Origin of the sequence: Chitinophaga silvatica (genome assembly GCF_003419895.1) — a bacterium.
Classification (GTDB): domain Bacteria; phylum Bacteroidota; class Bacteroidia; order Chitinophagales; family Chitinophagaceae; genus Chitinophaga; species Chitinophaga silvatica.
In genome coordinates this window covers 25,499-48,170 of sequence record NZ_QPMM01000001.1, presented here as the reverse complement: position 1 = coordinate 48,170, position 22,672 = coordinate 25,499, and the positions used below count along the sequence as shown (strand labels likewise).

Sequence of the window (22,672 nt, the reverse complement as noted above, 5' to 3'; positions counted from 1 at the left end):
GGCCCTTTTTTATTTTATTCGGATAAACGAGATTGAATAAATGAAAGAATCTGGTCATGATCTCTGGAATCGAACCAGGTGATGTCCGGATCTCTTCTAAACCAGGTTAGCTGGCGCTTGGCATATTGACGGGTATGTGTTTTAATATCCGTAACAGCCTGTTCAAGTGAACAATTACCATCCAGATACTGGAATATCTCCTGATACCCTACTGTTCTTAATGCATTATGCTCACGGTAGGGCAATACTGCTTTCACCTCGTCTTGCAACCCAGCTTCCATCATAAGATCTACCCGGTGATGGATATTGGCATGTAATAGTTCTTTGGGTAGGGTAATTCCTATTTTAATAATGCGGAAATCACGCTTTACGGGGGTGGCTAATCGAAATTCCAGAATTGATTTTCCGGTAGCCTCCAAAACTTCGAGGGCTCTTATTAATCTTTGTGGATTTTGAGTTTCAGCCACTGCATAAAATTCAGGATCGCGCTGCTGAAGTTGCAGCTGTAGCCATTCTATACCATGAAGAGCATACTGCTCATTTAAAGCAGTACGTATACCAGGCGGAATAGCTGGCATTTCATCTATCCCATCAGTAAATGCTTTTATATAAAGTCCGGTACCACCACAAACAACAGCCACATCATTTTTTTCAAAAATCTCTCCGGCATATTGTAGCGCTAATTTTTCGTATAGCCCTGCATTAACTTCTTCCTTGATACTGTGGGAATTGATAAAATAATGTGGAACTGCAGCTAATTCCTCAGGAGAAGGTTTTGCGGTACCGATACTTATTTCTTTATAACATTGTCTGGAATCGGCAGAAATAACGGCAGTATTAAATTGCCGGGCAACTTTAATGGAGAGGGCAGTTTTGCCGGAAGCTGTAGGACCGGCGATAATAATAGCTGTTTTTTGCATATCCGAGGTTTTTCACGCAAAGAGGCAGAAAAGCAAAGAAGCAAAGGAATTTTATTATATATATTGAAAACAATTGTTATCAAATGGAAAATTTAAAAAATTCCTTTGCTTCTTTGCTTCTCTGCCTCTTTGCATGAAAATATATTTTAGTAACTATCTTCTCCTCCACCAAATTCATCGCCACCCATTGCATCACTTTCTTCTCCTTCTCCTTCTCCTTCTTCACCTTCCTCACCGAATCCTTCGGCATCCATACCTTCTTTATTGAGATCGTACTTTTCTTCCATTTCTACCAGCTTATCTCCGACCAGGCCTTTAGTGCCGTATTGACTAGGAGCCAGGCCTTCTTTTCTGACAACGGCAGGATAAGTGATTTTGCTGTTCTCATCCTTGGATACCCCGATTAATTCTACCAGAAACACCCAGTTTTTGGTGAAGTCGTAGAGGTAAATGAATTTCTGATTTGGATCTTTAACAGCCGCACCAATCATGGTATCGGCCATTAGCAATGGTTCAGCTTTCCGGGATTGGTTATCGGGTTCGAGTATTATTTCCCGGCCCCTTTGCCAATTATCGTTGCTACGGAAAAAAGTAGCTTTATGTTTTGAATCAAATTCGAATGCTTGCAGAATAGTTTGATGAAAAGCTAAAAACGTCTGATTCGGCTTAATGGCAATGTCTCTGTAGACACTCTCATCTTCTTCCCAGTAAACTCTGAATTTCAAAACCGGCATGACAAAAAAGGTTATAAGTTATAATAATGGTTTAAACATTCCGCTTTTTGACTGCATCAAATAAGTCAAAATATTACGAATGATAGTTCTGGTATCTAAAATTACCAATTTTTATTTGACCGGGCTTAGATTCATTTCACCGGCTTTTTCTAACAAAAATGCAAAAGCAGCGTCGTAGGTGTTGGGGATAACGCCATCGAGGATAGCTTCACGGATGGCATTTTTCAGCTCACCAACTACCCTGCCAGGATTCAATCCGAAGGTTTCCATAATAAGTTCTCCGGTTACCGGTGGTTGCCAGTTTCGAATACGATCGCTCTCTTCGACTTCCTTCAGGCGTTTCCTAACTAGTTCAAAATTCTCCAGGTATCTTTTAACCTTGGCTTTATTTTTTGAAGTTATATCCGCTTCACATAACAACATTAATGACTCTATATCATCTCCGGCATCGAATAGTAATCTACGTATTGCCGAATCTGTAATATTTTCTTTAGTAAGACTTATGGGTCTGAGGTGCAATTCTACCAATTTCTTTACCAATCTCATTTTTTCATTCATTGGTAATTTCAATCTTGTAAAAATTCTTGGCACCATTTTACCACCTACGGCATCATGACCGTGAAACGTCCAGCCATGGCCCTGCTCATATTTCTTAGTTGCAGGTTTTCCTATATCATGTAAGAGGGCCGCCCATCTTAACCAAAGATCCTTAGTATTTTGCGAAATATTATCAATTACCTGCAAGGTATGATAAAAATTATCTTTATGCCCCTTTCCTTCATAAGTCTCTACTCCAACTAAATCTACCATTTGAGGAAAGATTATCTTCAGAAGTCCTGCTTTATATAACAGATCGAGCCCTACAGAAGGTTTAGGCGATAGCATGATTTTATTCAGCTCATCCGTAATCCTCTCTTGAGAAATAATCTTAATACGATCAGCATTTTCCTTAATAGCTTCAAAAGCAGAAGGTTCGATCGTAAATTGAAGCTGAGAAGCAAACCGGATTGCCCTCATCATTCTGAGCGGGTCATCACTGAAGGTTTGATCGGGAGCCAAAGGAGTACGGATAATTTTTTGCTCCAGGTCTTCCATTCCGTGAAAGGGATCAATCAGTGTACCGTAATCCACAGCCCTAAGACTGATAGCCATTGCATTAATGGTAAAGTCGCGGCGATTTTGATCATCCTCCAATGTACCGGCAGTTACTTCCGGGTTACGGGAATCTCTTCTATAGCTTTCCTTTCTTGCCCCAACAAATTCTATTTCGAGCTCATTATACTTTACTTGTGCAGTACCGTAGGTTTTAAAGAAATTAACAGAGAGATTGGGTCCTAAGCTTTCAGCTACTTTATGGGCAAGTGCAATTCCATCACCTACACATACAATATCCATATCTTTTGTTCTTCTTCCTAAAATCTTATCCCGCACGAAACCACCGATAAGAAAGGCCGGCACCTTCAATTCATCTGCTGCCAGAGCTATCTTTTCAAGTATTTTTCTTTCCTGCAGGGAACAGGGTATCTCCAATGGCTTGCTACTGATCATATTATAATTTTATTCCTTCCGCTTAAAACCAGGGCGCAAAGGTAATAAATAAACACTTTAATCACGGATAATAGAGATAGTACCATCCGCTGAAATACGTATAATCCTTGATGCTGAATGAGGAGCAATATCAGATTGACGATATTTTACTACATAATCAACCCCCGATTTAATTGGGTCTGCTACCTCATTAAAATTCGCCGGAGAAGGCATGCCACTTAGATTAGCAGAGGTGGAAACCAATGGTTTACGCAGCCTTTTTATCAAATGCCGGCAGAACTTGTCCTGTACAATTCGTATAGCCACACTCCCGTCTTCACTAATTACATTAGGCGCAAGGCCTAAAGCACCTTCGTAAATCACGGTAGTAGGCCTGTTGAACCCCGATAATATATCCATGATATCAGGACGGGGATTTGCAACATAATGCAGCAAATCTCTTACCTCAGCCAGTAAAATGACCAGACTTTTGCTTTCGCTACGCTGTTTTAATTCATATATTTTTTTCACAGCTGCTTCGTCGGTTGCATCACAACCAATACCCCAGATAGTATCTGTCGGGTATAAAATCAAGCCTCCGTTTCTTAAAACCGGTAAGGCAGCTGTTATATCATCTTCAAAAATTTCCATCTTATTAAATTATTTCAGTTCCTGGTATACCTTCATCATATCTGCAGCGCATCTGGAAGGAGCAAAGCGCTGTGCATGTATTAATCCTTTTTTCCTCAGGTTGGACCCTACTTCGGGATAGGTTATTAACTGCTGCATTGCCTGGGCAATGGAATCAGGTAATAACGGATCTACATACAAAGCAGCATCACCCGCCGTTTCTCCAAAACAGGAGCCAGTAGAAGTAATAACCGGAGTACCACTCCATAATGCTTCAAGAATCGGAATCCCAAAGCCTTCAAATAAAGAAGGATATAGCAGTCCAACTGCTCCCTGGTACAATAAAGGTAATTCAGCATTTGCAAGCCTTACCCGCTCATTCAGGAAAATTACCTGCTCAGCAAGCTGATTATCTTTTAAATACTGCTGTACTTTTTGTTTGTATTTCTTTCCACTCCCCAATACTACCAAAGGTATATCTACCTTGCCTTGCAGCATTTTCATGGCTTTCACAATTCCGAGCAGATTCTTTCTTTCAATCAACGAACCTACATAAAGAAAATACTGATCGGGCAACTGGTATTTTTGTTTGAAAGCAGCCACTTCGTCTAAAGGAAGCATTGTTTCAAAGATTGGGTCACAACTTTGATAAACTACCCTTATTTTTTCTTCAGGAACCTGATAAAAGGAAATCAGGTCCTGCCTTGTTTGTTCACTTATGGCAACTACGAGATCGGCATACCTGCAGGCATATTTTGCTTTCCGCCTGTAAGTCAGTACATCAATCGGATTGTATTGCCGGGGGTATCTTTCAAAGATCAGGTCATGCATGGTAACAATGCTTTTTACCCCTGAATTATGGATGCCGAAAGGAAGTTCATGACTTAACCCGTGATAGATATTGATATGTTCACGTTTTAGATCATCGACCACCCAACGGCTACGCCAAATTGATTTCAACCAGCGATGAATTTTCTTTTCAGGTAAAAAAACCGGCAGATTGGTATTGAACATCTTTGTTTGCTTAGGAGCAAACAAAAAATATTCTTCCCCCGGAAAATCGGTTACCAGTGAGGATATTAGGGTACGACTATAATTACCTAATCCTGTATTATTCTGAAAAGCGCGCTTGGCGTCGAATCCAATTTTCATAAATTATTTCCCTGTGAGGAACCGCGAAAATAAGGAAAGCATGAGATTTTGCTAAATGGATATTATGTTTGCAAAAAAAAGACCATGGATTTACAACAACAAATACTGGCTGCCTGGGCTGATCGCAGCCTTTTACAGGAGACACAGTACTCAGATGCAGTAAAAGCGGTAATAGAAGCAGTAGACAAAGGACACCTGAGAGTAGCTGCACCAACAGAGAATGGCTGGCAGGTGAACGAATGGGTTAAGCAGGCGATATTAATGTATTTCTCTATCCAGCCAATGGAAACAATGGAGCTGCCTCCATTTGAGTTCTATGATAAAATGAGGCTGAAATCGAATTATAAAGACCTGGGCGTGCGCGTAGTACCGCATGCAGTGGCCCGTTACGGTGCCTACATTGCCAAAGGTTGTATTCTGATGCCATCATATGTGAACATTGGCGCGTATGTAGATGAAGGCACCATGGTAGACACCTGGGCAACTGTAGGATCTTGTGCACAAATCGGTAAAAACGTTCACCTGAGTGGTGGTGTTGGTATCGGAGGTGTATTGGAGCCATTACAAGCCAGTCCTGTAATCATTGAAGATGGTTGCTTTGTTGGTTCCCGTTGTATTGTAGTAGAAGGTGTGGTAGTAGAAAAAGAAGCCGTATTGGGTGCAAACGTAGTACTGACTCAATCTACCAAGATCATTGATGTAAGTGGCCCTACTCCTATCGAATACAAAGGCCGTGTACCAGCCCGCAGCGTGGTAATTCCTGGTACTTATACCAAGAAGTTCCCGGCAGGCGAATACCAGGTTTCATGTGCACTGATTATTGGTCAACGTAAACCATCGACTGATCTGAAAACCAGTCTGAATGATACTTTGCGCGAGTTCAACGTGGCAGTATAAAGTATTTTTACTTAGGTAAATAATAGAAGAGCGGAGATTTTTTCTTCGCTCTTTTTATTTTTATGAAAATAAATTTGGCAGATTCAAACAAAATCATACCTTTGCAATCCCTTTACAAAAGGACCTGGATGCCCAGATGGCGAAATTGGTAGACGCACTGTGTTCAGGTCGCAGCGCCCGCAAGGGTGTGCTGGTTCGAATCCAGTTCTGGGCACGTCAATAGGTTGTAAGTCTTTGATTTACAACCTATTTTATTTCTACGAGTGTCAAAAATTCCCGCTTTTTAACCCTTTCTCGGATCAAGTTGAAAACTTGGGGGATGTCATAAATTTTACGCATACAGCTTGTATAATCTAAACAGAAAAAACTCCACATCTCTCACCCCACGAAGAGCATTACCTCTAAAGAGGCATTCTATATTCCTGAAACAATAAACTGCAATATAGTAGCAGTATAGAATATTAGATTAACATTAAACTCAAAGTAACATGCTGTAGCTGAAATTATCCCTGGCAATTGACATTGTTTGAGTGCCGACAAATGGCCTTCACTCCAAATTAGAATCTCTTCTTAAATATCAAATATATGCCCCTACGTAATTACCTACTAGCTCTATTCTTGCTATTTACTGGAGCGTTATATGCCCAGGTTGACCTTCCCACAGGAAAAGCAACATTTAACTTGCCATTATTTAGTTATGATGATGGTGAGCGACTATCAACCTTCATCATGTTGAATTATACCGGTGGTGGAGGTATTAAGAATAATGAAGTTCCAACAAGTGTTGGACTTGGATGGGAGCTTCAAGCAGGTGGTAGCATAATTCGATCGACAGTTGGAGAACCTGACGACCAGAAAGGAGGTGTTTATGGAGGAATCAGGTACGCCGATGGTTATCTTTATTCACCTTATAATATGGCAAGTGCTATACCGGCTAAAGCTGCATGGATACCACTCTTCACAACACAAGTAAATTCCTATCGACCTGATTCTTCAATTATCGCTGATCGGGAAATGGACATTTTTGTCTTTCGTTTTGGGAATAAATCTGGAAGCTTCACCATAACAAAAGATGGATACATTTTTCCTATGACAAATTCCAATTTGCGCATAGAGAAAACTGAAACCGATATGACATCAAACAATATCATAACGCGGATTAACGGGTTTATAATTACTGATGAAAATGGAGTAAAATATAAGTTTTCCGGTATCGAAACGTCCAAAATCATTACTTATGAAAAAGGGAACCAGGTTACTACTTCTACCGGACAAAAATTACTTTATCAAAACAAAAATATTTCACCATATAGTGTTGTGACTAGTTGGCTACTAACTGAAATAGTCGATCCGTTTACCAATCATAGAATAACTTTTAATTATTCAGATTATTCGATTTCTTACGTTTCTGGTTACGAAGGTATTTATACTACGGTTTCGGCTCCAACCTATGCAGCAGACGTATCTACACAGACAATTCAGCACTGGTTTTCAGGTACTAAAAAGCGGCTAAACAATATTTCCTTTAGCCATAGTGCCACAACTATTGATTTTATTTATAATGATAACGAAATGGCTGATTTGCCTGGAGAAAAGGCATTAAAACAAGTGTTGGTGAAAAATAATGGTAACAGTGTCTCTGGTTAATTATTTAAATATCAATACTTTTCGAAGGAATTTTATAGAGATACGGATTATGTGTTTCCTTCCACAGAGTTACCTAATGCAAGACTTGCATTAAGATCTGTACAGAAAACAGGACAATATTCCTCTATAGATCCTCCCTACATATTTGATTATTATCATGATAAAAATTTAGGAGGAGCTGCTTCCTATGTACCGCCACGTACCTGGCCATCACAGGATCACTTTGGTTATTTTAATAGAAGTCCTTTGTATAGTGACTATTCAACCGTCGATAATACCTGGAATAATGCAAGAGGATTGTCTTACACTACCCAAAGATTTGTAAATGGCTATGGTGAAGCCGTACTGGGAACTTTGAGCCAGATTACCTATCCAACCGGAGGCAGGTTGAATTTTGAATATGAACTTAATACTGAAACATACTCAGGGAGTACTGTTCTTACTGGTGGTGTCAGAGTTGCCAGAACCCTTTATACTGATATGTTAGATAGTGCCAAAAAGGTAATCAGAGGATACAGATATGTAAAAATAGACAGCACTTCATCTGGTTGGGGATATGAACCACCATTATATAAAGATACAGTATTCACTACTTCAATAATACCGTTAGGAACTTCCCCGAATTATGCTGCAAACATGGCTTATAATGTAGCCTTAGTCACTGCTCCGGTAGCAATAAATGCTTATGCAAATAGTCTTAGCTTTTCTCAGATAAGCGGACAGTTGTCTTTCAACATATTTGCATCAATGGCAATCACCATAATTGCTAACCTGTTTGATTCACCGCCAGCTCCCAATCCCCAAAAGTCTGATGTTGTAACTAATGCATACGAGTTTAGTAATCATCCTTCAAAAAACAACTTACTACCTCATCTATATCAGCGTGTAGAAGTATTGGAAGGAAATGGCACTAACAATATTGGTAAAACGATATATGAGTTCACTTCTCCAACGGAGATAGCACTTGCAGTACCTGTTCTCCAACCTCCATATTCAGACAGAACCCGTAGCCTTCCCTGGATGTATGGATTACTCAAAAGAAAGTTAGAATTGGATAAAAGTAACAGACCGGTAACAGAACTAACGAACACTTATAAATTTACACAGAAAAATTGGGGGTTGACTTCACAATATTCGGTAAGATATAAGGCCACACAGATGCTGATGTGCTATGATAGCTATTTTGCGGCAAATGCAGCGTCTAAAACAAAAATTATTTCAGAAGGTTATTATCCCCTTTCCGGTAGTGCAGAACTTTCCAGCAGTGTAATTAAAGACTATGATAGCACAGGTAATTTTACCCAAACAACAAAAAACTATGTTAATGATTTAACTTATTTGTACCCTAAAACTGTTACTACTGTTAATAGCATTGGAGATACCATTCAGGAACGTTATTATTATCCGGCTGATTATAATAGCTCTGTAGTACCGCTGAATAGACTAAAAGATGCTAACGCATTGTCAACTGTCGTGTCTCGTGAAACCTGGCAACTCAAACCCGGTGCGCAATACTTGCTGGATGCGACTGTAACAGATTTTAAACCGCAGATTACCGGAAATATAAATGCCGAACAGCTATTCAGACTTCAAACCGCAGCACCTTTACCTTCAGCTACAGCCGGAACATTTAATCCAGCGTTACTCAATCGCCTACCCGCCTTTAACATACGTCAGGAAAGTCTTTCATATAATGACAGTGGAAAGGTTGTAAATATAGTTTCACAAGGAAGCCCTGAACAATCATATATGTGGGGATATAAAGGTGAACGTGTGGTGGCAGTTTTGCAAAATGCAGATGCCGCGCATAAAGACAAAGTAGGTACTACACCTGGTACTGCTACTAGTGCAATCATCACCGCCAATCCCGGAGAAACAAAGTCTGTTACCTTTACCCTTGCTCAAACCGGATCTGTATATATTAAACTTGAAGTATTAGCACCGGAAGCAAGATATTGCCGATATAATTTAACAGGTGGTAGCCCGGTTATTACTAAATCAGGGTATCTATGCCAGGTTATTACACCCGGAACACTTAATGAAACCTGGGATAGCTGGAAAATCAGTTATCCGGTAAGCATAATGTTGGGTAATTTAAATGCAGGAACATACACATTAACAACCGACCAGTTTAGTGTTAGTCCTACTACCTCAGCTAACCCTTTCCGTGTAAATTATACTTATTACACAGACCAAACCACTAATGTAGCTTCAGAGTTTTATTATGAAGGGTTTGAGGACAGTTCATATTTAGTATTAGAAAAGCCATACATTGGTCAACGATTTAAGCCGGGTGTTTTTACGATTCCTTTTACCATGCCTAATTCCCGTAGCTATCGGGTCGATTATTGGTATCGTAGCACACAATGGATATATACCTCAAAACCATACACAAACGGAATGACGCTTACGGATGGCCAAGCCATTGATGAAGTAAGAGTATACCCGATAGATGCACAGATCACTACTTATACTTACACCCCATCTGGAAATATTAGTTCTGTGTCAGATCAGAATGGAAAAATTACCTTCTACGAATATGATGGTATGAATCGATTAAGTTTTGTACGGGATCAAAATGGGAACATCGTTAAACGAATATGTTATAACTATGCAGGACAGCCGGAAACCTGCGGCGGTACTTCCTATAGCAATGTAGCCTATACACAAATATTTACAAAGAGTGGGTGTGGACGAGGATTTACTCCATCTTCCCTTCCATATACTGTAGCAGCAGGTACTTATGTTGCCGATGATCAGGAAACGGCAAATAACATGGCATTGGCAGATATAGAGAAAAATGGGCAAAATTATGTAGACCTGAATGGTCAATGCCAATGCTTAGGGATAGACCATAAAGCGATAAATGGGATTTGTGAAAAGGGTATAAAGAAGACATTTATCGATTTTATTGGTTCACAATGCCGGGAAGGCTACTGGTACTTATTTTCAGATGGAACATACAGCGCTAAAACGTATGGCAACTATGTAGTTTGCCCATGACCCCAAAACATATTGCCAATTAAAATCTTAATCTCATGTTATTACACTCCAAATACTTTTCGCTGATATTAACATTCCTATTTCTTGCCATATACGGATACTCGCAGGTAACACCTTCGACTAGTACACGTCCTGTTGCAGTTCCTGTAGCTCAACCAGCGCCATATGTAAATCCTGCTGTAAGCTATGTCAGAAGCTGGGAACCGCAGATGCCTACAACTGATCCTGTAACTGCTACCTCAACATCCAGGACCACCAGTCAGGTTATACAATCCACCCAGTATGTAGATAGTTGGGGAAGGCCAATACAAGGTATTATAAAGGCTATAAGCCCTACTGGTAAAGATTTTGTCAGGCCTGGTTATTATGATTCCTATGGTCGAAAGCAATATGATCTACTTCCATATAGCGCGCAAACGGGAAATTCCAGTGATGGCAAATTTAAGCTTGATCCGGTAGGTGGTCAGCGTTCTTATTTCAGAAATACTGCATTTAATCCTGGTATTGCAGCGGATAGCATTTTTTATGCGCAAACTGAATTTGAATCTTCCCCATCATCTGCACCAATAAAAATATATCAGCCTGGAAGCACCTGGGCCAAAGAAGGCGGCAATAAGCCCGTTACTCAATACACCTTTGCCAATGTAGTTTCGGATTCGGTAAGAATGTGGATTGCACAGGCAGGCAATACTATCCCACTTTCTACTACCTTTTATGCTGCGGGTCAATTATCCAAAACTGTTTATACTGACCAACAGGGCGTTAAAACAATTGAGTTTCAGGATCTCAGCGGCCAAACTGTTCTCCGTAAGGTACAGGCTATAGCCAGTCCTGGAACTGGCCATGTGGGCTGGCTATGTACCTATTTTGTATATGATGCGCTTGGAAATCTAAATTTTGTAATTCCTCCACAAGCGGTTCGGAATATTCTTGGTAGCTGGAGCCTTACTAACGTGGCCCCTGGATTGTGTTACCAATATAGATATGATGAGCGAGGTCGTAATACCATTGCTAAATTACCCGGAGCTGATTCAACTGAAACAGTTTTTGATACGCGTAACAGACCGGTGTTGCAACGTGACGGTAATTTAAAAGCAAAAGGGCAATGGCTCCTGGTTTACTATGATGGGCTAGACAGGGCTGTCCGTGTTGCATTATATCAATCAGGAGTGGTTACACGAGATGCGGTACAAACTCAGATTAATGCTGCCGTACCAGGTACATTTCCCTTTTCAGCATCATTATTAACTGACCTGGCATTCTATTACTATGACGATAATTATGCTTTCACCGGTGTTCAGGCTGTTGTCTCCACAGATCTGACAAAACCCCAGCAAGGAACAAATCCTTATTACGAAACCAATACAGGTATTAGCCATCGTACTGTTTCCAAACTTACAGGTAGCAGAGTTCGTGTATTGAATGGTACTCAGTTTCTTACTACTACTATCTATTATAACGATAAAGGAAGAGTAATTCAGCAAATTTCTGATAATCTAAATGGAGGAAAAGAAGTAGCAACTTTTCTGTATGACTTTAGCGGGAAATTATTAAGCACTTATGTAAGACATACTAACCCTCACAGTACTGTAACTCCTCAAACTACCTTATTACGCACATTTAAATACGATGCAACTGGTAATTTGCTCGAAGTTGCCACTCAGGTTAATGACAATGCTACACCGGTAAAAACGCTTGCAACATATACCTATAACGAGGAAAATCAGATTAAAACAAAGCAAATCGGGCTTATTGGTTCCAACGCTATTGAAACACAAAATTATGAGTACAATATTGGGGGTACCGCAAAGTCTATAAATAAAGACTTCATCAACACAGCTAACAGCACAAGTAACTGGTTTGGTCAGGATCTTGCTTATGATTATGGATATACAACAAACCAATTTCGCGGGGAATTAGCTGGTACACGTTGGAAGTCGCGTGGGGATGGTATCGCAAGAGCATTAGGGTTTACTTATGATCCTGCAGGGCGTTTATTAACTTCTGATTTCTCACAACAGAATCAGGGTAGCTCATTATGGACAAGGGATAAAGTAGATTTTACCCTCAATGCACTTTCTTACGATGCCAATGGTAATATACAAGGCTTTCAGCAAAAAGGGATGAAGGGACTATCTATCGCCATTATAGATAGCTTAAAGTTTGGCTATACTGCCAATACCAATAAACTATTTTTTGTCACTGACAAAAAGAATGACGCACAAAGTATACTTGGGGATTTTCATGAAATAAATAACAACGAAACACAGGATTATACATTTGATAACAGTGGTAATTTACTCACAGACTTAAACAGGTCTTTAAGCATTAAGCGCTATAACTACCTCAATCTGCCAGACAGTTTAGCTGTATCTGGTACAGGGTACTTAGAATTTACTTATGATGCAGCAGGTAATAAGCTAAGTAAGAAAGTTACAACAACTTCCCCCGTATCTGTAAATACCTATGATTACCTGAACGGTTTCATTTATAAAAACGATTCTTTGGTATTCTTTGGTACAGATGAAGGCAGGGTAAGAATGTTATATCGTACTGGTATGTCTCCCATGCCTGTTTATGATTACTTTATTAGTGATCATCTGGGAAATACCAGGATGGTACTTACTGAGGAAACGAATACGGCCACCTATGCAGCTACATTAGAAACAGCCAATCTAACCATTGAAAATGCCCTTTTTGCAAATATAAATGCCACCAGGGTTGCTAAACCAGCAGGATACCCAATAGATGGTACAACATCACCTAACGATTTTGTAGCCAGATTAAACGCTTCTTCTGGAAGCAATAAAATCGGTCCGGCTATCGTACTGCGTGTTATGGCTGGTGATACTATACAGATTGGGGCAAAAGCCTTTTATAAATCTACAGCCGCCAGCACTTCAAGTAGCACTCCGGCTGATATGTTAACTGCATTGCTTCAAGCCTTTGCCGCTAACCCTTCGGTTCCCTCAGATGGCGCACATGGTAATGGAACAGGTTCTGGATCACCATTAGTTACCAGTTTCACAAGCACCAACTATCAACAGTTGCAACAAAAAGACCCGGCACAAAACCAGGCATCGATGCCAAAGGCATACCTGAGTTATGTATTATTTGATGAGCAACTTAATATGGTGGATGCCAATAGCGGAGTAAGGCAGGTACAAGGAAGTCCAGACCAGCTTCAAACTCTTGCCACCAGTAGATTCGTTGTTAGCAAGACAGGTTTTTTATATGTCTATACCAGTAATGAAAGTATTCAGGATGTATATTTTGACAACATCATTATCTCTCATAATCCTGGTCCATTACTCGAAGAAACACACTATTACCCATTTGGGCTTTCAATGGCCGGAATAAGTTCCCGTGCTTTAAAAAATAAATATGCAGAAAACCGTTTCAATTACAACGGGATTGAACAAACGACTGAAATAGGGCTTAATCAGTATGATGCCTTATACCGCACCCTTGATCCACAAATAGGTCGTTGGTGGCAAATGGACCCTGCTGCAACAGATTATGCAGGTATCTCACCATACAACAGCAACTTTAATAATCCTTTGTCCTTTGCTGATCCGAGGGGAGATGATCCATTCTGGACCTGGCTGCAATTTGTTTTCGGCTATGGTCAAGGTACCATGCCAGGGATTACACTGGATGGAGTTACTGTTTATGGTTCAAGGCTAACAAATAGCTCTTTTGATGGGTTAATAAGAAACTTTGAAACAAACGGTTTTAGCAGAATTGCAGTACTAGCGGCAGCGCGCAGGCCAAGAATTGACTTGTCGAATGTTCAGATACGAAACTTTGCAAAAGAGGCATCAATGCCAATGCGCAAGATAGACTTGCCAGAGGTAACAATTAGTGCTAATAGAATGATTGATGGTTTCCCAGCTTCTCAACAGGTCTCTGATCCTTATGAATGGTCACCGCAAGCATGGCGGAACGCCATTGGAAGTCAACAAAAATCATTTAAATTCGTTACAAATTATTTTGCTCCTGTTGTTGTAATGTTTTCCTCTTTTGGAATAGAGGGATTGGCTACAAGTGGAGTAAGTCTTATTGGTAGAGGAGCCGTAATTCATGCAGTAGAAGAAGAAGGTGTAAATGTTGCAGGTGTGGGCTATCGCTCTTTCAGGGCATTTAAGAGAGCAGAGGGAGCTGCCGGACCCGGACAGGCATGGCATCATATAGTAGAGCAGACTAAAGGGAATATAGTCAGATTTGGCAATGAGGCGATTCATAATACGGAAAATTTGATTAGGTTACCGCATGGGGCGGGATCGATACATTCTGAGATATCTGGTTTTTATTCTTCAATTCAACAAAGTGTTACAGGCAGTGCAAGATTAACAGTTCGCCAATGGCTCAGCACTCAGAGCTATCAAGCACAATATCAATTTGGAATTCAAACTTTAGAAAACCTTGGTTGGATTTTTCCTAAATAAGATAAAATGAAAGAAATTAAAGATTTAATTAAAGATTTCAGTGATGCAACAATTCTCCAGCATCAATATACTTTAAATGCAGATTATAAACGAGGAAATATTGAAGCCCGGAGAATCGATAACATATTTCAAAAGATCAAATCGCAGGGAGGAATGGAAGAATTGTTACAATTAATATATTCCGATATTCCAGAAATAGCTGTAATGGCATCTACATACTGTATGAGATATAATCCTGAAAAATGCTTACAGGTATTAGAAGAAATTTCTGTAAAAAAATTAAAGTATACTAGTCTTGGAGCCGAATATGCGATAAAGAATTGGAAAAGCGGGAATTGGCATATAGGATAATTCGAATTATCATAACTTACAGCGAATAAAAGATTTGTGGCTTAAAAAAGTTCAAGTATACCAATTAACGTAGTTAGAAAACCTCCAAATTGGTAACAAATGGCAAGTGATAAATTTAAACTGTTACTTTCAAATGTAAGTCAAACATTAAAAGAAGCCGGATATAAGAAAAAAGGTAATAGCTTTTATAGTAATCAAAAAAATAACTGGGGAATTATTAATTTCCAGAAAAGTAAAAGCTCTAATGAAGATACCCTTAAGTTTACTATTAATTATGGGGTTTGTTCAAGTGTTCTGAGAAAGGTTGTGGATTATAACACTTCAAATGAAAAATTAGATGTCGCTGATTGCCATTGGCAGGCGCGTATAGGCACGTTAATGCCTGGAGCGCCGGATTTTTGGTGGACTACATCCGATAAACAACTTAATCAGACAGTTGACGAAGTCATTACCGCTTTAAAAAACAATGTGCTTCCTGAAATCAACAAAAGGATTTCAGATAAGGACTTAATTGAAGTTTGGATGAGTGATCAGTATCCTGGTACAACTGAATTAAATCGTTTTAGATATTTAATAACCCTATTGAAAGAAGCAAATGATTCACGCTTAATTCCTTTTATTAATAATTTTATTACCTCCTTACAAGGTAAGCCCCTTGAAAAAATGGCCATTGCACATTTAAAAGAATTTGATTTATATGCAAAATAAATTAATTGGAATCTGGGAAAATGATCCTGCTGATCGAACTTCCATTGAAGTTTATGGAAATGTGAGAATGGAATTTAAAAATAATGGTGAATTGATATATAGTATTATAGAAAATGAAAGAGAGCAAAAAATGCTCTTAAGGTATATCATTGATGGTAATACTTTGATCACAGACCAGCCATCGCATCCTGAAAAAATGAGATCAGAATTTTCGATAGATGATGATATTCTTGAATTGACTTTTGATGGAATTAGGAGTAGGTATCTAAGAGTGATAATTTAATATAAAAAAGTTATTGCTCATTAAAAGTAATTAGGTTTATCGAGGTTCCTAACTTAATAAATGTAAACCTTAGATAATAACAATGACAATATCTACTGAAATCAAAAAGGCAATTACCCATGATTGGCAAAATGCCATTCCTGAATTAACTGAATATTCACAAAACAAATTATACAATGTTGTAGGTCCTTTGGTAATTGGCATAGAGTTAATTAAGCTACCAATGTCAAATGAATATAGACCACATTTTGTCATATATTCTTTATGGAAGCAAGATTTAAATTCCTGCCTTGATATTCCTATTCTCCTTAAAGAGTATCATAATAAAAATGGGGTCCAATATTCTATACCATATGAAAACCACAACATTTTTTTTAATGAAGCAGTAGATTCGGTAAAAAATCAAACTCCACTAACTTTTGAAGGAAATATTTCATTCGGAAAGGTAATGTCTGTATTGGATGAATATTCACAAATGAGACCATTGAGTGCTGCACCGAATTCATTTATACAGGCAACCCTTGCAGAAGCAAAACTCAAAATAGCGTTGTTCATTGGAATTTCTGAAGCTCAAAACATATTGGAGAAAATTAATAGACGCAACTGGGATGTGAATCATTTTAAATCTTGCGGTGTAGATGTAAATAACTGGCTTCAAAGTTTACAATCAAGCCTCTCCAACAGAGGTGAATTCTTAAAGCAAATTGAAGTAAATAAACATAATAAGAAAATATCTTACTTGAATAGTTCTGAGTTGATAAATCAATAGTTTAAGTCATTTAATGCTTATACAAAATATTATAATTGGAACCTGGAAGAGTGATCCCTCCGATCTATCTTCATTTGAAGTCATATCTTACAATAAAAAGTGAGAGCGGGAGTAATTACCTCTAGCTTATGCCCTTAGCCTTTTTTTCTTATCCAAATCCAAAAGTAATAAATGAACCAAGCGAGTAAATAGGCTACGATACTATCAAGTATTGTAAGCCAGACGGCCCATGAAGCCGATGGCGAGTGACTGATGATTGAGGGTATTGGCACTGCAAAGAAAAATGACGAACTAATTCCAATCCATATTTGACGGAATTGCTTTCTTCGTTCATCATCTTGCTCAGTTACCGTCTCCAAACCTTTCCGACTAAAAGTAATAACAAGATCAGGTGGATTTAGATTTATGCTATCTATAAGAAAAGAGAAAGATAGTTTTTCTTTTCTATTTAAAAATGGAACTTCAAAAACGATATTACGCAAAACGTAATCTACTCGATACTGTAAATCTTTTGTTACTCCTGGTACAGCGTTGGGGTTAATAGCTTCAACTTCAGTTACTGTGGAAGCGTGCAATCTAGCAAATTCTTTTTCAAGCAAAATATCCTTAATTGCTTCTCTTTGAGTAAATCTTCCAGAATCTTTATAAATAGTTTCACCAGTAGCAATTGAAATTTGAACAGTAAAACCATCAAGATTTTGTTTGGATTCGTTCAATAATTCCAAAGAAGCAACATATAAACTATTGCATGGATTTTTATTATACAGAATTTGAATTTCGCCCCACCCATATTGCCCAGCAAGTGCTATACGTTGTACGATTGACCTTTTTTTTTAAATATGTGACTTTGTTTTTATACCGCTCCATGCTTCGGCCTAAAATTGTTCCCCCTATAAGGGAGGTACCAGCAGTTCCAATGGTGAAATAAAATCCATATTTCACTCTTTTTACACTACGTGTTAGACTTTTAGTATTAATCTTCCTTCTCGAATAAAATTATCGTAAGCCTCTAGCATAATTTCTTCTTGTATAGCAGTATCATCAACTGCCTGTCTATAGCGTTCAGGCTGCTCGTGTACCCATTCTCTGGGGATTCCCAACATACCCTTCTGGCCTCTTACCCCAAATATGCACTCTTGGGTAATACTACGTAATTCCTGAATTGCTACCAATAATTCATTTTTCTTCTTATTAAGTTGAGGATTGAAAAAGTGAAAATCAGCTTTTTTATCTTCATTCAGAATTTCAAAAACTTTAAACAATAGGTTCATTGGGAAATCTCCGTCTGCAAACCCTGATTGCTTTACATGATAAATAGTGTCCTGAGGTAGTATTACTGTTCTGATTTTCTGGAACAATTGCCTGTCAAGCTCCAAAATTTCAGGGTCGTATTTATAGGAACGTAATTTCTTTATAACTGTGACAAACCAGAAAATTGCAAACAAAAAAATAAATAACAATGCTACTTTCCACAATTCAATTTTAAATGTCCAGAACTTAATAAATTCAATCTTGAAATCAGAGCCGTTGAAAAGAGATGTTATGTAATTATAAAGTAGGGTTATTAATCCGAGGATACCGACTGAAATTACTTTGCTCCATACGGGGTCTTTCCAAATCTTGTTTACTACTTGTTTCATGTATTAGGATAAATGTTAAACATTTATTGAATTTTATTTGAACAAACTTGTAAAATATCCGATAAAGAAAAATCCAGTTATTCTCTCGAAATTGTATTACAAGATTAAGTTCCGTTATAAGTACTCAAATAGTTTCATGGCAGTAAATTAGAACTTATTATTGCTATAGATATTGCCATAGAGTCTTGCCCTAAAACCCCTAAAACGTATCTCATGTAATACGATTCAATTAGGATAATTATTTCTTCTATCTTTTCATTATTCTAGCCAAACAACTATCTTAATCTTTTCTTGATTGTACAATTAAGTACCTGTATTTCTCCTTGATACTTTCTAGGATATTGTAGTAATGCATAGTTTTCTATTATATGTAAAAGTTACAACTTTTTCTATTATTCCTTGAATTAATGTATCATTTGAAATTAACCCAAGATCACATTTAGGGAGGTTGGCTCTAATTTGGTCGTTCATAAAATAATTAATCCAAGCTGTGCTAGTATTATTGAATTATTTTCAATAAATTATATCCATCCATTCTTATTTAATGGATTCTTGAATATTTAGTCCTTTAAATAATGTTGGGATGGTTCCAAATTTCAGTACAAAATTGATAGTATTTTCTACATCAAAACTGGCAAATGCACATGGTGGTAAAGAATAAGCTAATCTAATGCCATCACCATCATCATACAATTTTTCAATTTGCCTCAAAATTTTATATGGAGCCCATACTACTGGAATCAAAGTAAATCTTTTATACTCAATTTGATTTTTGGTTTTTGCTTCAAACTTGGCTTCTAGTTTGCCTTCAATGAATTTTTTAATATCTTCTTTAGGTTGATCGATATGAATATTTACTACTTCCAAAAGTTCTGTAGCACCAGTAGTTTTGTTTCTAAGAAAGAAATCTGCAGAAGTTGAATTTGTAATTGGTTCTTCAATTTCTATTAATTCAAATTGCTGGCTTTTAACTATGTTATTTAATACCAATAGCTCCCCGATATAATTTCTATGCTTGTGATCAAACTGTACAAGCATATTATAAAGTGTATCTCTAAGTTTATATCTATTGTTTTCGGGAATTGCATTACACAATTCTTCCAAAGACCTTTTGATTAGATAAAGAAAAAAATATGCCTGCCTGTTTCCTATCTCCATCATATCAAAAAGATCGTATAAATTAACCTCAAAAAGTTTTTGTGAATTATTTAAATAATTGGTGAATCTATCTTTTTTAATTTTTCTATAATTGTCATTGATTTTACGCCACTGAGAAGGTTTAATTTTTCTCTCCCCCAATAATTCAAAAACAATGGGTAAATAATGTCTAACACTTATTTCTAAATTAATTGGATTCATACATTTTTTGTTATTTACAAATTTAAATCCTACAGAGATATACTTTAAAAAATAGTTTTAGCACACTAATGACTTATCTAGGTATTATAAATAAATTGGATAGAAATTTACCTATGAATAGGTATATTTGTTATGACAGGTGAAGAAGTACTAATAAGTGTGTAAAAAGAACATTCTTTTAGGAATTTGAAAAAGTGCGACACTCAATTGACACTCAAGGTTTATAACACATTGATATTCATCCCCGGTTCGAATCCAGTTCTGGGCACAAAAGTGGACAAATCGAGATTATCTCTTGGTTTGTCCATTTTTATTTTTATCTAAACCCGCGTCCAGCGCGTATATTAGCCTCACAGCTTCGTTGAGGCGGGCGATTCGATAATGGCTTCCGTCAAAAGTGAGTTTTTCCGGGAAAATCGAACCATACATTCTTTTAAAATTGAGTTATTCTCTCACTGCATTAACTTTCAATTAACGCATACTATTCTTTGGGTATTTAACTTTCAGGTCATTCATTTAACCTGAAAAAACTGCATTCCTCTATATTGGATTGCTGATAAGAATAAGTACAATGGCAAAAAAGAAAAGTGTAACGTTAATCGAACAATCTTTATTCATCGAGCTTTCGGAGCTTATCGAGCAAAGTCAACAGCAAGTATTTTCATATGCTAACAGTACTCTTACGCTACTTTTCTGGCGGATTGGCCAACGCATTAATGATGAAATCCTTAAAAATAAGCGGGCGGAGTATGCTAAGCAGATTGTGTCGACACTGTCGACACAATTAAAAAGCCACTATGGAAGAAACTTTGAGATAAGAAATTTAAGAAGAATGCTTCAATTTGCTGAGCAATTCACAGATCTGGAGACAATCCAACCATTGTCACGACAGCTAAGCTGGTCGCATTTTGTGGAATTACTACCGTTGAAGCACCAGGAAGCAAGGCTTTTCTATGCACAACTAGCCGTTGATCAGACGTTGGGTATAAGGGAATTACGGAAACAAATTGCAACCAAAACATTTGAGCGGACGGGTATTGCGAATATACAGAACACCAGTAACCATCCTGCTATTAACGATAATTTCAAAAATCCTTATTTTTTAGACTTTCTCGGATTACAAAACACATATATGGAAAAGGATCTCGAAGAAGCAATACTTCGGGAACTAGAAGCTTTCATATTGGAGCTGGGCAAAGGGTTTGCCTTTATAGAGCGTCAGAAAAGGATGATTATTGATGGCGAAGATTTTTATTTAGACCTATTGTTTTACCACCGAAATTTAAAACGTCTGGTAGCTGTTGAGCTGAAACTGGGAAAGTTCCAAGCCCAGCATAAGGGACAAATGGAATTATATTTAAAGTGGTTGGATAAATACGAAAAACAAGCAGGAGAGCAATCCCCGATTGGTTTAATCTTATGTGCCGAAAGCAGACGAGAACAAGTCGAATTGCTGGAAATGCACAAGGATGGGATTATGGTGGCGGAATATTGGACAGAACTGCCTCCTAAGAAAGAGCTGGAGAAGAAAATACATCATCTCTTCATTGAGGCTAAGGAAAGGATTGAACGTAAGAAAGTACTGGAATGATAGCCCAATCAATTATACTTGGAATGCGACAGCATGAAGAAATTGATCGTTTGGGTTTTACCAAAACATAGCTGGCAACCAAGCCGCAGCTTATCAAGAACACTCTCTTTTCATCAGCAGATAAAATTAGAAGATTTTTTTAAGGCTAGTGAAAAAAGAATGATAAATCACCACGATCAATAGCCGACCACCATGCAGCATACTACCAGAAGCAACCTTTGGTTCGAGAAAAGTACACTCCGGTGCACTAAAACGAAAAGAGGGTGTCTCAAAAGTAATTTTTCCCCTATTTTATTCGGGTACCTGATGGAGAGAATTTTCGTTTATGCTATTCTCAGAGCCATCAAATTACTTTTGATACATCCTCTTTTCGTTTTTAAGTACTTCCAAATCCTTTACTGGCAGGGTGATGAGGGATTAGGGGAAACTCACATCACGATAAAAAGGAAACTTTTAAGTGTTTGATCGAAGCTCAGGTAAAGGATAATTAGTTGAATAAAAAGCTGCCATGCATATTGTCTGCAGGCAGCTTTTTCTATTGCTAGAAACAGTCTCCAAATGCCTCATAGGGATCAGAAACACAGCTAATAATGCATTCAAGGAAATCGTCTGAAGAGGAAGAATTGCGGCATCCTTCTACACAACGGTATTCCTCCGGCTCTACGCTTTCTTCAAGACATTTTGCTTTCTTAAAGAATATAGATGGATCTCCCATTGCTTGAAGATAGTTTTTGGGTAAAGTAACTAAATGCCCCCCATTATTAGCTGGCTTTTCATCTCTATTATGAATAGCTCCAATTGCCTTCCCAACTGCAAGAACAGGCTTTTCAAGCGCCTTCGCAACGGTATCACCAGCCTTATTAAATGCTTTCCCGAAGTCATGCAGAAGATCCGCAGGCTCTATTTGTTGTGAAGACTGAAAAGCCCTTCCACCATAAAAAGTCATACGATGCCGGGGCACAGACCCTGTTGAATTAATTGTAGGTAGTTTCATATGAGATGATTTAGTTGAA

18 protein-coding genes and 1 tRNA gene are annotated in these 22,672 nt (G+C 38.0%); 10 read left to right on the top strand and 9 right to left on the bottom strand.

Annotated features, from left to right (window positions below; translation table 11 throughout):
* Positions 1-14: 14 nt before the first annotated feature.
* The 5 genes from miaA to DVR12_RS00140 all read right to left on the bottom strand — a co-directional run bounded on the left by miaA (position 15) and on the right by DVR12_RS00140 (position 4,963).
* Positions 15-920, bottom strand: coding sequence for a tRNA (adenosine(37)-N6)-dimethylallyltransferase MiaA (gene miaA, locus DVR12_RS00160; protein ID WP_116973433.1), 906 nt, complete (start codon positions 918-920; stop codon positions 15-17).
* Between the two features lie 146 nt (positions 921-1,066).
* Positions 1,067-1,654 carry an IS1096 element passenger TnpR family protein gene (locus DVR12_RS00155; RefSeq protein ID WP_116973432.1) on the bottom strand — a complete coding sequence of 196 codons (588 nt, stop codon included), beginning with the start codon at positions 1,652-1,654 and terminating at the stop codon, positions 1,067-1,069.
* 111 nt (positions 1,655-1,765) lie between these two features.
* On the bottom strand, positions 1,766-3,202 hold the full coding sequence (locus DVR12_RS00150) for a CCA tRNA nucleotidyltransferase (protein ID WP_116973431.1): 1,437 nt from the start codon (positions 3,200-3,202) through the stop codon (positions 1,766-1,768).
* 57 nt (positions 3,203-3,259) lie between these two features.
* A complete protein-coding gene (locus DVR12_RS00145) occupies positions 3,260-3,832 on the bottom strand; it encodes an L-threonylcarbamoyladenylate synthase (protein ID WP_116973430.1) in 573 nt (190 codons plus the stop codon).
* A 9-nt stretch (positions 3,833-3,841) separates the two neighbouring features.
* Positions 3,842-4,963: a glycosyltransferase family 4 protein gene (locus tag DVR12_RS00140; protein ID WP_116973429.1), complete on the bottom strand. Its 1,122-nt coding sequence runs from the start codon at positions 4,961-4,963 to the stop codon at positions 3,842-3,844.
* A gap of 84 nt (positions 4,964-5,047) precedes the next feature.
* Here DVR12_RS00140 and DVR12_RS00135 point away from each other — a divergent pair, with 84 nt between their 5' ends.
* The 9 genes from DVR12_RS00135 to DVR12_RS00095 all read left to right on the top strand — a co-directional run bounded on the left by DVR12_RS00135 (position 5,048) and on the right by DVR12_RS00095 (position 17,069).
* A complete protein-coding gene (locus DVR12_RS00135) occupies positions 5,048-5,860 on the top strand; it encodes a 2,3,4,5-tetrahydropyridine-2,6-dicarboxylate N-succinyltransferase (RefSeq protein ID WP_116973428.1) in 813 nt (270 codons plus the stop codon).
* A gap of 130 nt (positions 5,861-5,990) precedes the next feature.
* A tRNA-Leu gene (locus DVR12_RS00130) sits at positions 5,991-6,074 on the top strand.
* Between the two features lie 371 nt (positions 6,075-6,445).
* Positions 6,446-7,507, top strand: a complete 1,062-nt coding sequence (locus tag DVR12_RS00125; protein WP_116973427.1) for a hypothetical protein — start codon at positions 6,446-6,448, stop codon at positions 7,505-7,507.
* Between the two features lie 51 nt (positions 7,508-7,558).
* Entirely contained in the window at positions 7,559-10,510 is a 2,952-nt protein-coding gene (locus DVR12_RS00120) for a DUF5977 domain-containing protein (protein ID WP_116973426.1), read from the top strand.
* 35 nt (positions 10,511-10,545) lie between these two features.
* Positions 10,546-14,958, top strand: a complete 4,413-nt coding sequence (locus DVR12_RS00115) for a DUF6443 domain-containing protein (RefSeq protein ID WP_116973425.1) — start codon at positions 10,546-10,548, stop codon at positions 14,956-14,958.
* 6 nt (positions 14,959-14,964) lie between these two features.
* Complete coding sequence (locus tag DVR12_RS00110; protein ID WP_116973424.1) at positions 14,965-15,309, top strand: hypothetical protein; 345 nt, start codon at positions 14,965-14,967, stop codon at positions 15,307-15,309.
* Positions 15,310-15,408: 99 nt separating this feature from the next.
* Complete coding sequence (locus DVR12_RS00105) at positions 15,409-16,017, top strand: DUF4304 domain-containing protein (protein ID WP_116973423.1); 609 nt, start codon at positions 15,409-15,411, stop codon at positions 16,015-16,017.
* The gene (locus DVR12_RS00100) at positions 16,007-16,300 is read left to right on the top strand and encodes a hypothetical protein (protein WP_116973422.1); all 294 of its coding nucleotides are present in this window, start codon (positions 16,007-16,009) and stop codon (positions 16,298-16,300) included. Before DVR12_RS00105 ends, DVR12_RS00100 begins: the two co-directional genes overlap by 11 nt.
* 82 nt (positions 16,301-16,382) lie before the next feature.
* Positions 16,383-17,069: a hypothetical protein gene (locus tag DVR12_RS00095; RefSeq protein ID WP_116973421.1), complete on the top strand. Its 687-nt coding sequence runs from the start codon at positions 16,383-16,385 to the stop codon at positions 17,067-17,069.
* A 134-nt stretch (positions 17,070-17,203) separates the two neighbouring features.
* Here DVR12_RS00095 and DVR12_RS00090 read toward each other — a convergent pair whose 3' ends face one another.
* From DVR12_RS00090 to DVR12_RS00080, 3 genes are all read right to left on the bottom strand, one after another.
* The gene (locus DVR12_RS00090) at positions 17,204-17,794 is read right to left on the bottom strand and encodes a hypothetical protein (RefSeq protein ID WP_116973420.1); all 591 of its coding nucleotides are present in this window, start codon (positions 17,792-17,794) and stop codon (positions 17,204-17,206) included.
* A 234-nt stretch (positions 17,795-18,028) separates the two neighbouring features.
* On the bottom strand, positions 18,029-18,709 hold the full coding sequence (locus DVR12_RS00085; RefSeq protein WP_116973419.1) for a hypothetical protein: 681 nt from the start codon (positions 18,707-18,709) through the stop codon (positions 18,029-18,031).
* 537 nt (positions 18,710-19,246) lie between these two features.
* Positions 19,247-20,068, bottom strand: a complete 822-nt coding sequence (locus tag DVR12_RS00080; protein ID WP_116973418.1) for a hypothetical protein — start codon at positions 20,066-20,068, stop codon at positions 19,247-19,249.
* A gap of 571 nt (positions 20,069-20,639) precedes the next feature.
* Between DVR12_RS00080 and DVR12_RS00075 the strand changes: the two genes are divergently transcribed.
* Positions 20,640-21,659 carry a PDDEXK nuclease domain-containing protein gene (locus DVR12_RS00075; protein WP_116973417.1) on the top strand — a complete coding sequence of 340 codons (1,020 nt, stop codon included), beginning with the start codon at positions 20,640-20,642 and terminating at the stop codon, positions 21,657-21,659.
* Between the two features lie 541 nt (positions 21,660-22,200).
* On the opposite strand, the gene DVR12_RS00070 is transcribed toward DVR12_RS00075, so the two are convergent.
* Complete coding sequence (locus DVR12_RS00070; RefSeq protein WP_116973416.1) at positions 22,201-22,653, bottom strand: hypothetical protein; 453 nt, start codon at positions 22,651-22,653, stop codon at positions 22,201-22,203.
* Between the last annotated feature and the right edge of the window lie 19 nt (positions 22,654-22,672).